Origin of the sequence: Campylobacter sp. 2014D-0258 (assembly GCF_008000495.1) — a bacterium.
GTDB classification, from domain to species: Bacteria; Campylobacterota; Campylobacteria; order Campylobacterales; family Campylobacteraceae; genus Campylobacter_D; species Campylobacter_D jejuni.
Genome location: NZ_VOAR01000029.1, coordinates 73,173 through 88,212, shown reverse-complemented (window position 1 = coordinate 88,212; position 15,040 = coordinate 73,173). Strand labels below are relative to the sequence as shown.

The window sequence follows — 15,040 nt, the reverse complement described above, 5'->3', positions numbered from 1 at the left end:
GTTTTAAAATTTTATTTTTTGAAAATTTCTTCAATATCTTTCATTATTATATCCAAATTTCCTTGTTTAAAACACTTTACTATGCTAGTTCCCACAATCACTCCGTCAGCAACTTTTCTCATTCTTTTTACATCTTGATTATTTTGAATGCCAAAGCCTACAAAAATAGGCAAATTTGTAAAAGATCTGATTTCTTTTACTTTATCTTGTAAGATTGCTTCTTCGACACTTTTCGTACCTGTAATACCTATGCTTGCTAATAAATAAATAAAACCTTTAGCATGTTTTACTAACTTTTTAACCCTTTCTTTAGGGGTTGTAACACTTACAAGTGTAATTAAAGCTATATTATATCTTTCACACTCTTTAATCAAATCATCACTTTCTTCAAAACTCAATTCAGGCACAATCAAAGCACAAATCCCTAAAGATTTTGCTTTTTTCACAAATTTTTCCAAGCCATAAGAAAAAATTAAATTATAATAAACCATAAAAACCAAAGCTTTTTTAGTTTTTATCCTAGCTAAAAGCTCAAAAACACTATGAATATCCACGCCTTGATCAAGAGCTATTTTTGCCGCATCTGCAATAATCTCACCATCGGCAATAGGATCACTATAAGCAACACCAAGTTCTAAAATATCAATAGGACTTTGATCCAATCTTTGCAAAAAAGCTTCACTTGTTTGAAGATTTGGATAACCTAAAACCGTATAAGCCACATTTGCATTTTCTTTATAAAATTTTCTAAAATCAACCATAAATCACCCCTTTTTTATAATCTTTAATCATTTGCATATCTTTATCTCCCCTGCCTGAAAGATTTACTACTATCACGCTTTTCTTTTTTAAAGTTGGACAAAGTTTTTCTAAAAATGCCAAAGCATGCGAACTTTCAATCGCTGCAATAATACCTTCTTCTTTACAAAGTAATTTTAAAGCCTGCATACATTCTTCATCACTTATAGCATGATATTGCGCTCTTTTGCTTTCAAATAAAAAAGCATGCAAAGGACCAATTCCTGGATAATCAAGCCCTGCAGAAACACTATGTACAGGCAAGATATTGCCTAAATCATCTTGTAAAACCTTGGTTTTCATACCGTGAATAATGCCTGTTTTTCCCTTATTTAAAGTCGCTGCATGATAAGGCGTATCAATGCCAAGCCCCCCTGCTTCAATACCTATAAGTTTAACATTTTCATCTTTGATAAAATCATAAAAAATCCCAGCTGCATTGCTTCCACCCCCAACAGCTGCGATAATATAATCTACTTTTTTATTGAGTTTTTGAAGTTGCATTTTGCATTCTTTTCCTATAATACTTTGAAAATGCATTACCATTTTAGGATAAGGATAAGGACCTACCGCACTTCCAACCACATAAAAAATATTTTTAATATCTCCAACCCAAGCTTGAATAGCCGCAGTAGTAGCTTCTTTTAGAGTTTTAAGCCCACTTTGTACTGCATGAATTTTAGCACCCAAAAGCTCCATTTTATAAACATTTAAAGCCTGTCTTTGCACATCGGTTGCCCCCATATAAATTTCACATTCAAGTCCTAAAAGTGCTGCTGCAGTGGCTGTTGCAAGCCCGTGTTGACCTGCTCCTGTTTCTGCTATGATTTTTTTCTTTCCCATTTTTTTTGCTAAAAGGGCTTGAGCGATGGCATTATTGATTTTATGTGCTCCGGTATGATTTAAATCCTCGCGTTTTAAATAAATTTCATGCTGATATTTTTTGCTTAAATTTCTAGCAAAATAAAGTGGAGTAGGACGCCCTACATAAGTTTTTAAAAGCTCGTTTAATTCTTTTTTAAAGAGTTTATCTTTAGAAAATTTCAAAAAAGCACCTTCTAGCTCATTTAAAGCAAACATTGCACTTTCAGGCAAAAACTGCCCACCAAAATCCCCATAATACGCTTTTTTCATTTTTTCAACTCCTTTAAAATTTGTTTTATTTTGTTGATATCTTTTAAGCCTTTTTCATCTTCAAGTTTTGAATTAAGATCTAAAATTTTAGCTCCCGTTTGTACAGCCTTATGAACATTATCCAAACCTATGCCTCCAGCTAATGCAAAATCTTTAGTATAAGAACCTAATAAAGTCCAATCAAAACTTATTCCATTACCGCCCTTTAAAATTCCCTTAGCATCAAAAAGTACTAAATTAGCAAAAATTTCACTTTTTAAATCTAAACTATTTTCCACACTAATCACCTGCCAAACAAAAACATTTTGCACCTTTAAAATTTCAAATTCTTCTTTGGTAATAGTGCGATAAATTTGTATCCCATCAAGCTTAGCTTCTTTAATACATCTTAAAATTTGTTCCAAATTTTCATCTACAAAAACACCGACAACTTTTTTATCTTTTTCATGAAAAATTGCACTTAAATTTCTTGCTTGTTCTAAACTCACTCTTCTTGGACTTTTAGCAAAAATAAGTCCAAAAAAATCAATATTTAAAAAAGCTAAATCTTTGGCATTTTTTTCATCTTTAATACCACAAATTTTAAGCTTTAGCATAAGCTTGATACTCCTTAAAATATTCTATAACCTTACCTGAATAAATGGCTTCTAAAATCATATCTTTAGCCACTAAAGGCGAACTTGCTTTATTGGCTGTATAAAGTGCAAACATAGCATTTAAAACTACCAAATCAAATTTTGCCCCTTGCATTCTACCGCTTAAAATATCTTTTAAATCTTTAGCGTTGTCATATGCACTAGATCCTATGATTTCACTATGAAAAGCTCTTTTAAAACCAAATTGTTCAGGACAGATAGAATACTCTAAAATTTCTCCTTCACAAAGCTCATAAATTTTACTTTCATCGCAAATACTAAGCTCATCCATACCATCATTTCCTCTTACCACTAAAGCTTTTTTGCGTCCTAAATTTTTTAAAACCTCTATCAAAAGCCTATGCACAGGTGCGTGATAATTTCCCATAAGTTGATATTTTAACTTTAAATTAGGGTGCAATAAAGGACCTAAAACATTAAAAACCGTTCTTACTCCAAGTCTTGATCTGACCTCTTTAAGTTCTCCTACCAAAGGATGAAAAAATGGAGCATGTAAAAAACTAAGCCCTTGATTATTTAGTTGTTTTAAAACTGATTCTAAAGTGTTTGGAGTAGTTATATTTAAAGCTTCTAACACATCTGTACTTCCGCTAGAACTTGAAATGGCACGATTTCCGTGTTTGGCTACTTTTACTCCTAAAGCTGCTAAAATAAAAGCACTAGTCGTAGAAACATTGATACTTTTAAAACCATCTCCACCTGTTCCACAAATATCAATCATCTCACTCTCATCACTAAAAGTTTGAGAATATCTTAAAATTTGTCTTACAAAAGCACTTAAAGATTTTTCGTTTAAAGACTTTTCAGTGATTAAAATCAACAAAGCCGCTACTTGTAAAATTTCATAATCTTTAGACATAATAATCTTACAAATTTGCTCAAAATCATCGCTTTGTAAAAAATGATTTTCACTCATTTTTTGCAAATAAAAACTTAAAGGATTTTCTTGTTTTTGTGGTTTTTTTATATCTTGTTTTAAAAAATTAGAAAAAAGTTGTAAGCCATATTCACTAAAATAGCTTTCAGGATGAAATTGCACACCATAATAAGGTAAATTTTTATGTCCCAAAGCCATAATCACACCCTTTTCATCAAGGGCTAAAATTTCAAGCTCATCACTAAGCTGTTTAACCTCTAAAGAATGATAACGCATTACACTAAAATTTGAAGGCAAATTAGAAAATAATTCATTTTCCCTGCACTGTTTTATCAAAGAATTTTTTGCATGCATAGGCTCTTGCATCTTAACCACTAAAGAATCAAAAGCTAAAGCTAAAGCTTGATGCCCTAAGCAAATGCCCAAAACAGGGATATTAAGCCTTGCTTTAAAAATTTCAAGACAAATCCCACTTTGACTTGGATGCTTTGGACCAGGACTTAAAATAATATGAGTAGGATTTAAATTTTTAATTTCACTCAGAGAAATTGCATCATTTCTTCTTACTAAAATTTCATCATTGCTGAGTTGCTCTAACATGCTTTTAACATTAAAAACAAAAGAATCATAATTATCAATTAAAAGTATCATTGATTTTCCTTTTTTAAATTTTCAAAAGCTACCAAAAGCGCCTTGCGTTTAGCACAAATTTCTGCATATTCTTTTTGACTCTCACTTTGCAAAACAATACCCGCCCCACTTGCCAAATAAGCCTTATCTTGAGTAAAAAAAGCGCAACGGATTAAAATCGCTAAAGTTATGTCTTCGTTAAAATTTAAAAATCCTACTGCACCACCATAAATTCCACGATCGCAATCTTCAAGCTCGCTAGTGATCTCTAAAGCTCTTATTTTAGGAGCTCCGCTTAAAGTTCCCGCTGGAAAAACTGCTTCAATCACATCAAAAATACTCGCATCTTCTTTCATATTGGCATACACTTCACTCACTATGTGCATTACAAATTTATTTTTAATAATAGAAAAAAGATTTTCCACTCTTGTTTGAGTGCCAAATTTAGAAGCATCATTTCTTGCTAAATCTACAAGCATCTTATGTTCACTAAGTTCTTTTTCATCACTTAAAAGATCTTTTTCTAAAGCTAAAAGATCACAGTTATTTTCCAAATTTCTAGTTCCAGCAATAGGGGCTAAATAAATCTCTCTTTTTTTAATTTTCAATAAAAACTCTGGAGAAGAACCCAAAACAACACCATATTTACTTGGAAAATAAAACATATAAGCGCTTGGATTTAAAGCACTTAAACTCTCATAATAATCAAAAGCATTTACTTGATGTTTGATACAAAGTTGCTTACTTAAGACCACTTGAAAAATATCTCCACTTAAAAGATATTCTTTGGCTTTTTCGCACATTTTTAAAAAATCATTTTTTTCATCTTCTAAAGAATTTAAAATTTCAAAATCATTTTTTTGTTTCTTTTTCATTGGTTCAATATCATCTTTTAAATATTCAAAATATTTTGAAGCACCAAATTTAAAAAACATCTTGCTATTTTTCTCATAAATCAAATAAGCTTTAGCATTGGCAAATAAAAATAAAGGAAAATCATAATTTTTCTTAGAAGAAAGTGGAATTTTTTCAAACAAAGATACAAAATTTGCACTAAAAACTCCAAAAAATCCAGCAAAGTCGCAAATTTTATTCTTGCTTAAAGCTTCATAATATTTTGCCTTAAACTCGCTAAAGGATAATTCATTAGCATCTAAATAATCACAATCAATCCCTATAATTACCTTAGTCAAATCCTCTGCAAAATAAGAATTTTCAAATTTTTCAAGGATTTGTCTGTAATAAAAATTTACATTTTTAACAAACATAATAAACCTTTTTTTAAAAAAAATAAATTAAAATAATATTAAAGAAAAAATTTAGATAAAAAGAAGTTTAGAAACGCCAAGAGCGAAGAGTGTGTGTAAGTTTTAAAATCAAAGAATTACTAAAAAAATCATTTTCACTCATCTTTTACCTTTCTTATAAAATATTTCAAAAATTAAGACTTTTATGAAAATTTTTAAAGTCTTAATTAATTTTAATCAATAAATATAAATTTTGCTTTAAATTTAAAATAAATATTATAAAATCTTTATATTTTATAATATTTTGAAACATTTTTACGATGCTTAAAGTTACCAAAAAAATATTCTATTGTTATAAAAAACTAAGATAATACTTAGCTTAATAAGATAAAATTATTCCGTATTTGAAATATTTAATATTTTTTAGGAAAAGCTATGGAAATCACAGATTTACCTTATCTAATCATAGGAATCATTTCAGGTATTGCTTCTGGACTTTTTGGCATTGGTGGAGGTATGATTATCGTTCCTTCTATGTTCGCACTTGGAGCAAGTGCTCACCATGCTATCGGAATTTCAGTATTGCAAATGATTTTTGCAGCAGTTTTTGGCTCTTATATTAATTATAAGAAAAAAAATCTAAATCTTAAAGATGGTATTATGATAGGTTTTGGAGGGCTCATAGGGGCAAGCTTTAGCGGAATGCTTTTAAAAGCTTTAAGTGATGTAGCTCTTACTAGCGTATTTTTGGCGGTAAGTTGTATATTTTTTATCAAATATGCTTTTGGAATTAAAGAAAACATTGTGCAAAATCAAAGAAGCGTTTGGGTAAAGAATGTCATTTTATTTATTGCTGGAGCTTTTACTGGTATTTTTGCTATTTCTTTGGGAATTGGTGGCGGACTTTTAATTGCTCCGATTTTAGCTTATTTTTTAGGCTATGATAGTAAAAAAGTTGTTTCCTTATCCTTGTTTTTTGTTATTTTTGCTTCAGTCTCTGGTATTATATCTTTTTCAAATTCTGGAGTTATAGACTCTGAAGTTATTCATAAAGGAATACTAGTAGGTATAGCTTCTATGGTTGGAGTTTTTATAGGAATTAAAATCATAGAAAAAATGCATATTTCAGCTCATAGAAAAATTTTACTTTGCGTATATACCTTATCAATACTTGGAACCACCCACTCTTTGCTTAATAAGCTAAATTTTATAAATTTTTAACTTGGATTTATCCAAGTTCTTTTAATATTATTATGCTAAAATCTTAAATTTATTTAATGTTTAGGAAAGACTATGAACGATACCATAAAAATCATTGGCGCAAGAGAAAATAACCTAAAAAATATCCACCTTGAAATTCCCAAAAACAAACTCATTGTTTTTACAGGACTGAGTGGGAGTGGAAAATCAACCCTTGCTTTTGGCACTCTTTATGCCGAAGGACAACGCCGTTACATAGAAAGTTTAAGTGCTTATGCCAGACAATTTTTAGATAAGGTGGGCAAACCTGATGTCGATAAAATCGAAGGTTTAACTCCAGCCATTGCCATAGATCAAAAAACCACTTCTAAAAACCCACGCTCGACTGTGGGAACCATCACTGAAATTTATGATTATCTAAGACTTTTATATGCAAGAGTGGGCATTCAACATTGTCATCAATGTGGACAAAAAATCTCATCTATGAGTGTAAGTGATATAGTCAGTGAAATTTTAAAATTTCCAAAAGGTGCAAAAATCATCATCTACGCTCCACTCATACGAGAAAAAAAAGGAACTTATGCAGATTTACTTGAAAATTTACGCAACAAAGGCTATGTAAGAGCTCAAATTGATGGAGTTTTAGTAAGACTTGATGAAGAAATTGAACTGGCCAAAACCAAAAAACACACCATTAAACTTGTCATAGATAGGCTTGAAATTCAAGAAGATTTACTTTCTCGTCTTGCAAGCGATATAGAAAAAGGCTTACAAGAAAGCTTTGGAGAAATAGAAATAGAAGTTTTAAATCATGAGGAAATAAACCTTAATAAACACTATCATTTTAGTGAGCATTCAGCTTGTTTTGATTGTAAAATTTCTTTTGTTCCACTTGAACCTTTAAGCTTTTCTTTTAATTCTCCAAAAGGAGCATGTGAAGCTTGCGATGGACTTGGAATTCGTTATACTTTAGATATGAAAAAAATCATCGATGAAAATTTAAGTCTCGAAAACGGTGCTGTTAAAATCATGTATGGTTTTAATAAAAGTTATTATTATAAATTCCTAATCGCCTTTTGCGAACAAAATGAAATTCCTATCAAAATACCTTTTATGCAATTAAACGAAGAACAAAAACGCCTTGTATTGTATGGTAATGCCAAAACCATAGAATTTCTTTGGAAAAGAAATCGTCTAAAACGCACTTTTGAAGGCGTGGTTAAAATGGCTTATGAAATGCTAAAAGATGAAAAAGATTTAGCCGAATATATGAGTGAAAAAATTTGTAAAGACTGCGGTGGGCATCGTTTAAAACCGGAAAGTTTAGCCGTGAAAGTAGCCAAAAAAGGCTTGGGTGAAATTTTAGATATGAGCATAGAAGATAGTACGGCCTTTTTTGCAGATGAGAAAAATTTTTCTTATTTAAGCGAGCAACAAAAACTTATTTCTAAACCTATCCTAAAAGAAATCAACGAAAGATTGTTTTTCTTGTATGATGTGGGACTAGGTTATCTTTCCTTAGGGCGCGATGCAAGAACGATTAGTGGGGGTGAAGCACAAAGAATCCGCATAGCTTCACAAATTGGCAGTGGTTTAAGTGGAGTGATGTATGTCTTAGATGAGCCTAGCATAGGACTTCATGAAAGAGATACTGCAAAACTGATTAAAACTTTAAGAAATTTACAACAAAAGGGCAATACCCTAATTGTCGTAGAGCATGATAAAATGACTATAGAAGAAGCAGATTTTATTGTAGATATTGGCCCAAAAGCAGGAAAATTTGGAGGTGAGGTTGTATTTAGTGGAACTTATAAAGAACTTTTAAAAAGCAAAAGCGAAACTGCACTTTATATGAATGGTAAAAAACAAATTTCACAACTTCAAAACAGAGCACAAAAAGAATGGCTTGAACTTAAAAATGTAAATATTAACAATATCCAAGATTTAAGCGTAAAATTTCCTTTACAAAATTTAGTCGCTATAACAGGAGTTTCAGGTTCTGGAAAAAGTTCTTTGATACTTCAAACCCTACTTCCTTTTGCACAAGAGGAATTAAACCGCGCTAAAAAAGTTAAAAAACTTGGTGGGGTGCAAATAGAAGGACTTGAAAAACTTGATAAAGTTATTTATCTTGATCAAAGCCCAATTGGACGCACACCACGTTCAAATCCTGCCACCTATACAGGCGCTATGGATGAAATCAGAAATCTTTTTGCCGCCACTAAAGAAGCTAAAATGCGTGGTTATAAAGCAGGACGCTTTTCTTTTAATGTAAAAGGGGGAAGATGTGAGAAGTGTAGCGGAGATGGAGAAATCAAAATAGAAATGCATTTTTTACCTGATGTTATGGTGGTTTGTGATACTTGCGGGGGCAAACGCTACAATGATACCACGCTAGAAATCAAATATAAAGGCAAAAATATCAGTGAAATTTTAAATATGAGTGTTTTAGAAGCGAGTGAATTTTTTACAGCCGTTCCTAAAATCAAACAAAAATTAGACACTCTAGTAAAAGTGGGCTTAGATTATCTAACCCTAGGACAAAATGCCACCACCTTAAGTGGAGGTGAAGCACAAAGAATCAAACTTGCCAAAGAACTAAGTCGTAGCGATACAGGAAAAACCCTTTATATACTTGATGAGCCTACAACAGGACTGCATTTTGAAGATGTTAATAAACTCATCTTAGTTTTACAACATTTAGTTGATCTTAAAAATTCGGTTTTTGTGATAGAGCATAATTTAGATGTGATTAAAAATGCTGATTATATTATCGATATGGGGCCTGAAGGCGGAGTTAAAGGTGGAAAAGTTATAAGCACAGGAAGCGTGGAAAAAGTCGCTAAAGAACACAAAAAAACCCGTTCTTACACAGGATATTATCTAGACTTAGAGCTTAAAAATACACAAAAATCATAATTTTATGTTTGATTTTTTATATAATGATATAAGTTATTTAGGACTTTTTATAGTGTGTTTTCTTTCAAGCACACTATTACCCTTAGCAAGCGAAGCCTTTGTTTTAGGCTTTATAAAACTTGATTTTAATCCAAATTTGATACTTATCATAGCCACTTTGGGTAATACCTTAGGAAGTTTAAGTACTTATGCTTTAGCGTATTTTGGAAAAGAAAAAATTTTAGAAAAATACTTTAACAAATCCTTAAAAAAATTAGAAAATTTCAATGCTAATTTTGCTAAATTTGGAAGTATATTTGCTTTTTTTACTTTTTTACCTTTAGTGGGAGATCTTTTTGCCTTAGGACTTGGTTTTGCGAAATATTCTTTTTTAAAAACTATATTTTTTATCTTACTTGGAAAATTAAGTCGTTATGCTTTCATAATTTTCATAGCAAACTCCTTTTAAAAGCCTCTCTTTTATAAGTTTTAAAAGCTTTGTATTGTCTACATTTTTTAAAACTTTAACACAATTTTTAGTGCTTAAATCCACCCCCATACTCATTTTTGGTTCTTTAAAACAACGCCAACTCATACCTCTTGCCAAAGAACTATCACAAATAACATCAGCATAACACTCATCAAAATCTGCAATACTAGAATCTAATGCATAAGCTATCGTTAAAGCGTCATGCATCCAAGTTCCCTTTGTACCACGTGTTTTAGAGGCATAATCAATCCAAACACCTAAAGTTTCAACGATAAAATCGCATAAAATATTCTTAGCTTGCAACTCTTTTAAATCCTCATGAGTCAATAAAGTCTGCATGGTTACATTATAAGGTACGAGTGTAATTTTAGCTCTTGAATTTAACACTATACTAGCCGCCTCAGGATCAAAACCAAAATTTGTATCCTTAGTGTAATAAGGCATATCAAAACTACCGCCCATAATAAAAAGCTCTTTAAGATTTATATCAAAATCTTTAAAAATTTTCATAGTCATAGCGATATTTGTCAAAGGTCCTATCGCACAAATAGAAATTTCTTTAGGATTTTTACTCACCAACTCACCCATTTTAAAAATCGCATCAGGATTTATATTTTCTAAAATTTCGGGACTTTTTATATTTTCCCAAAGATATTCAAGTTTAAAATTTTTTACACTTTCATCAAGTCTTTGACGCCAAGCTTTACTTGGTTCTTTTAGGGCTTCATTCGCTCCTAAATAAACAGGAATATTTAAATTTAAACGTTTAAATAAATCCTTAGCCACACTATAGGCAACAAGGCTTGGAACATTACCGCAAACTGTGCTTAGCATTTCAAGTTTGATTTCTTTAGATGACAAAATCAAAGCAAGCGCTAAACCATCATCGGTATTTGCTCCTGCAATAGCATTGCCTATATCCGTGTCTAAGATAAGTCTCATATCGCATCTTCTATTTTATTTAAATCTCTACCTCTAGTTTCTGGCGCAAAAAATGTAGTCACAAAACCTATACCTGCAGTTAATACAAAATATGTCGCAATAGGCCACCAAGTGCCATAATACGCAAGCAAAGCAGAAGCCACCATAGGCGCTGTTCCTCCTGAAAGAATAGAACCTAGCTCCTTAGCAAAAGCCATTTTTGTATAACGGTTTTTTACCCCAAAAAGCTCCACACCCCAAGCCGCTTGCACACCAAAAATCCCTAAAGATGCTAAAGACATACCTACAATAATAGTTAAAATCACAATAATTTCATTTTTACTATCTAAAAGCATAAAAGCAGGAAAAGCATAAATCATCAAAAGCAAACAAAACATTCTATAAGTAATACGTCTTCCAAATCTATCACTTAAATAACCTGCCAAAGGAATAACCAAAAAACCCACCAATGAAGCTATCATCACCGCTGTAGTGGCAACTGATTTGTCTAAAAGTAAAATTTTAGTCACATAGCCTACAATAAAACCTTGTGCAAGATAAGAAGGTCCATTTTCACCTATTCTTAAACCCACCATAGTCCAAAAAGCACGACTTCTTTGCCAAAAATTTCTTTCATCTTTTTTCATATGCTTTTCGTTATTAAGACGCAATTTCATCATTTCATTTTTTTGCTTTTCAAAAACAGGAGTTTCTTTGACATGAAAACGAATATATACAGCAAAAAGAGCGATTAAAATACTTCCCATAAAAGGAACTCTCCAGCCCCATTCTTTAAAACTTGCTTCATCCATTTGCACCATCAAAAGCCATACAAAAGACGCAAGCAAAGTTCCGCTATTTGATCCTAAGGCAATCACAGAAGAAACAAGCCCTCTTCTCTTGCTAGGAGCATATTCTCCTAGCATAACTGTTCCACCTGAAAGTTCAGCTCCTGCACCAAAACCCTGCATAAAACGTAATATAACCAAACAAATAGGCGCCCAAACACCAATCACTGCATAGCTTGGAATAAAACCTATAAGAGTAGTTGAAATTCCCATTAAAGCTATTGTAGCCATCATAACATTTTTTCTTCCGTGTTTATCACCTAAATAACCAAAAAACAAAGCCCCAATAGGTCTTGCAATAAAACCTATGCCATAAGTTACAAAACTAAGCAAAAGTGCAATTACTGGAGTTTGCTCAGGAAAAAACACTTCTGAAAAAATTGTTGCAGCTGCTAAACCATAAAGTGCAAAATCTGCATATTCCATAGCAGTTCCCAACCAGCAAGAAAAAACTGCCTTTTTAAAAACTTTCCTACCTTCAGGTGTGTTAAAATTCTTAATCCGCAATTCCATCAATTTGCTGATTTGTCATTACATTATCCTTATATTTTAATATATTTTTTTATAAATAATTTGTAATTATGGCTAAAAATTGCAGTGTTTTTGCTTAAAGATCTTAAATTGTAGACATTTTAAGCAAAATTTTGAAATAATACAACTTAAAAATATATTTTATCAAAAGAAGAAATTATTATGAAAACTTTAACCATTATCGATACTTTTGGATTTTTTTTCAGACTTTACTACGCATTAAAAGGTTTTAAAAATTCACAAGGACAAGCTAGTGGAATGATTAGCGGTTTTGCAAATTTTATTTATAGCTTAAAAAATGAACATAAAAGTGATTATATTGTTTTTGCATTAGACTCCAAAGGAAAAACTTTTCGTAGCGAAATTGATCCAAACTATAAACAAAATCGCACTCCACCACCACCTGAACTTCTAGAACAAATTCCAATTTGCATAGAGATGATAGAAAAAATGGGTTTTATAAGCGTTTCTCAAGAAGGTTATGAAGCCGATGATATCATTGCTTCTTTTGTAAAAACTTGTGAAGATAGGGATATTTTTGTACGCATTATCACTCAAGATAAAGATCTTTATCAACTCATAAAAGATGGTAAAACAAGCATTTACAGTCCTATTTCTAAAAACGACTATGATGAAGCAGCGTGTTTAGAAAAATACGGAGTAAAACCTAATCAAATCAGAGATTTTTTAGCTCTTTGCGGAGATAGTTCTGATAATATTCCAGGCGTTAAAGGTATAGGCGCAAAAGGAGCCAAAACCTTACTTGATGAATTTGGCAGCATAGAAGGAATTTATGAAAATTTAACCCTAGTACGCAACGAAAGAAGTCGTAACTTGCTTTTAGAGGGTAAGGAAAATGCATTTTTAAGCAAAAAATTAGCCTCTTTGTATGAAAATTTAGAAGTGCAAGATCTTATAGAAAAAGCAACTTATCCTGATGAAGAACCTCTTTTAAAAATACTTGAAATTTTAGAACATTACGAACTTAATACTTTGCTTAAAAAACTGCGTCAACATCCTGATAATAAAGATAAAAATTTAGGTTTTAAGGCCACTTTAATACAAGATGAAAACAAACTTTTTGAAATTTTAAATACTCTTGATAAAGAAAGTATTATTGCTTTTGATACCGAAACTACAGGACTTGATACAAAAGAGGCAAAAATTGTTGGTTTTAGTTTTTGCATGAGTGAAAACGAAGCCTTTTATGTGCCTTTAACTCATAATTATCTTGGAGTAGGTGAGCAAATCTCATTGCAAAGTGCCAAAAAAGCTATAGAAGTAATCTTTAATCATTTTGTTATAGGACACAATCTCAAATATGATTTTAAAATCATTCAAAACAATTTTGAATTAAATTTACCTCAAAAATACGCAGATACAATGATTTTAGCATGGCTTAAAAATCCTTCTTTAAGAGTAAATATGGATGATTTAGCTTTAAGACTTTTTAATTATGAAACCTTACATTTTGAAAGCCTTGTTAAAAAAGGAGAAAATTTTGCAAGTGTAGAACTTGAAAAAGCTTGCAAATACGCCGCAGAAGATGCTTATATCACTTTAAGATTTTATCTTTATTTTTTAAAAAATCTTGAAACTCCTTTGCTAGAACTTGCTAAAAACTGCGAATTTGATTTCATTAAAATCATTATGATGATGGAAGAAAATGGGATAAAACTTAACACAAATGCACTTGAAATCCTTATGAAAAAATTTGAAAATGAAATCAAAAATTTAAGTGAAGAAATTTATACTCTTTGTGAGGATAGATTTAACCTAAACTCACCTAAACAAGTAGGTGATATACTTTTTGAAAAACTTAAACTTCCAAGTGGAAAAAAAGGAAAAACAGGATATTCTACCGATGAAAAAGTTTTAAATGCACTTTTAGATAAACATCCTGTAATTGCTAAAATTTTAGATTATAGAGAACTTGCCAAACTTTATTCCACTTATTGCGAACCTTTGTTAAAACTAGCGTTAAAAGATAAAAATTCACGCATTTATTCAAGTTTTTTACAGACTGGAACCGCTACAGGACGCCTTTCATCTAAAGATCCAAATTTGCAAAATATTCCTGCACACGGACAATACGCAAAAGATTATAAATCTTGCTTTGTAGCTAAAGATGGATTTAGTTTTATCTCTCTTGATTATTCTCAAATCGAACTGAGAATGCTTGCGCATTTTAGCGAAGATGAAAAACTTTTAAATGCTTTTGCTAACGATGAAGATATACATGCAAGAACAGCTATAATGATTTTTGGAGAAAGCAATTATGAAACCAGAAGTGTTGCAAAAAGTATAAATTTTGGACTTATTTATGGCATGGGCTATAAAACTTTAAGTCAAAATTTAAAAATAGAAGCTCATTTAGCCAAATCTTACATAGAAAAATATTTTGAAAATTTTACTAGTATTAAGAAATATTTTGAAACAGTTAAAAACGAAGCTAAACAAAATGGCTTTATCACTACTTTAAGCGGTCGCAAGCGTTATTTTGATTTTGAAAACGCAAAACCTATGCAAATTGCCATGTATGAAAGAGAAAGCATTAATTCAATCTTACAAGGCTCAGCAGCTGATGTAATCAAACTTGCAATGCTAGAAATCAATAAAGAATTAAATGAAGACAAAAAGCTTATTTTGCAAATTCACGATGAATTAATTTTTGAAGTAAAAGATGATTTATGTGAAAATTTTGTAAAAAAAACTAGAGATATTATGGAAAATATAGTAAAATTAAAAGTAAAATTAAAAACAAGCTCAAGTATCGCCAAAAATTGGGGCGATTTAAAATAATCAAGGAG

Annotated in this window: 11 protein-coding genes and 1 pseudogene; 4 read left to right on the top strand and 8 right to left on the bottom strand. The window is 31.1% G+C overall.

Going from position 1 to position 15,040, the window contains the following annotated elements; all coding sequences use genetic code 11:
* Window positions 1-11 precede the first annotated feature (11 nt).
* The 6 genes from trpA to SR62_RS08115 all read right to left on the bottom strand — a co-directional run bounded on the left by trpA (window position 12) and on the right by SR62_RS08115 (window position 5,655).
* The gene (gene trpA, locus SR62_RS08140) at window positions 12-761 is read right to left on the bottom strand and encodes a tryptophan synthase subunit alpha (RefSeq protein WP_002854645.1); all 750 of its coding nucleotides are present in this window, start codon (window positions 759-761) and stop codon (window positions 12-14) included.
* Window positions 754-1,932 carry a tryptophan synthase subunit beta gene (trpB, locus tag SR62_RS08135; protein WP_057981334.1) on the bottom strand — a complete coding sequence of 393 codons (1,179 nt, stop codon included), beginning with the start codon at window positions 1,930-1,932 and terminating at the stop codon, window positions 754-756. Before trpB ends, trpA begins: the two co-directional genes overlap by 8 nt.
* Window positions 1,929-2,528, bottom strand: a complete 600-nt coding sequence (locus tag SR62_RS08130) for a phosphoribosylanthranilate isomerase (protein WP_002872431.1) — start codon at window positions 2,526-2,528, stop codon at window positions 1,929-1,931. Before SR62_RS08130 ends, trpB begins: the two co-directional genes overlap by 4 nt.
* Window positions 2,515-4,116, bottom strand: coding sequence for an anthranilate phosphoribosyltransferase (gene trpD, locus SR62_RS08125; protein ID WP_002867764.1), 1,602 nt, complete (start codon window positions 4,114-4,116; stop codon window positions 2,515-2,517). Before trpD ends, SR62_RS08130 begins: the two co-directional genes overlap by 14 nt.
* Window positions 4,113-5,363, bottom strand: a complete 1,251-nt coding sequence (locus tag SR62_RS08120; RefSeq protein WP_002858746.1) for an anthranilate synthase component I family protein — start codon at window positions 5,361-5,363, stop codon at window positions 4,113-4,115. Before SR62_RS08120 ends, trpD begins: the two co-directional genes overlap by 4 nt.
* Window positions 5,364-5,565: 202 nt before the next feature.
* Complete coding sequence (locus SR62_RS08115) at window positions 5,566-5,655, bottom strand: hypothetical protein (protein WP_042635777.1); 90 nt, start codon at window positions 5,653-5,655, stop codon at window positions 5,566-5,568.
* Window positions 5,656-5,777: 122 nt separating this feature from the next.
* On the opposite strand from SR62_RS08115, the gene SR62_RS08110 reads away from it, so the two are divergent.
* From SR62_RS08110 to SR62_RS08100, 3 genes are all read left to right on the top strand, one after another.
* Complete coding sequence (locus SR62_RS08110; protein ID WP_002869736.1) at window positions 5,778-6,563, top strand: sulfite exporter TauE/SafE family protein; 786 nt, start codon at window positions 5,778-5,780, stop codon at window positions 6,561-6,563.
* A gap of 72 nt (window positions 6,564-6,635) precedes the next feature.
* The gene (gene uvrA, locus SR62_RS08105; protein ID WP_074484204.1) at window positions 6,636-9,461 is read left to right on the top strand and encodes an excinuclease ABC subunit UvrA; all 2,826 of its coding nucleotides are present in this window, start codon (window positions 6,636-6,638) and stop codon (window positions 9,459-9,461) included.
* Between the two features lie 4 nt (window positions 9,462-9,465).
* The gene (locus SR62_RS08100) at window positions 9,466-9,909 is read left to right on the top strand and encodes a YqaA family protein (protein ID WP_052793950.1); all 444 of its coding nucleotides are present in this window, start codon (window positions 9,466-9,468) and stop codon (window positions 9,907-9,909) included.
* Here SR62_RS08100 and SR62_RS08095 read toward each other — a convergent pair.
* Window positions 9,865-10,872 carry a nucleoside hydrolase gene (locus SR62_RS08095; protein WP_052793951.1) on the bottom strand — a complete coding sequence of 336 codons (1,008 nt, stop codon included), beginning with the start codon at window positions 10,870-10,872 and terminating at the stop codon, window positions 9,865-9,867. The genes SR62_RS08100 and SR62_RS08095 overlap by 45 nt on opposite strands.
* Window positions 10,869-12,231, bottom strand: a pseudogene (locus SR62_RS08090) (MFS transporter). The gene SR62_RS08095 and the pseudogene SR62_RS08090 overlap by 4 nt, the downstream one beginning before the upstream one ends.
* Window positions 12,232-12,392: 161 nt before the next feature.
* On the opposite strand from SR62_RS08090, the gene polA reads away from it, so the two are divergent.
* The gene (polA, locus tag SR62_RS08085; RefSeq protein ID WP_070306381.1) at window positions 12,393-15,032 is read left to right on the top strand and encodes a DNA polymerase I; all 2,640 of its coding nucleotides are present in this window, start codon (window positions 12,393-12,395) and stop codon (window positions 15,030-15,032) included.
* Window positions 15,033-15,040 lie beyond the last annotated feature (8 nt).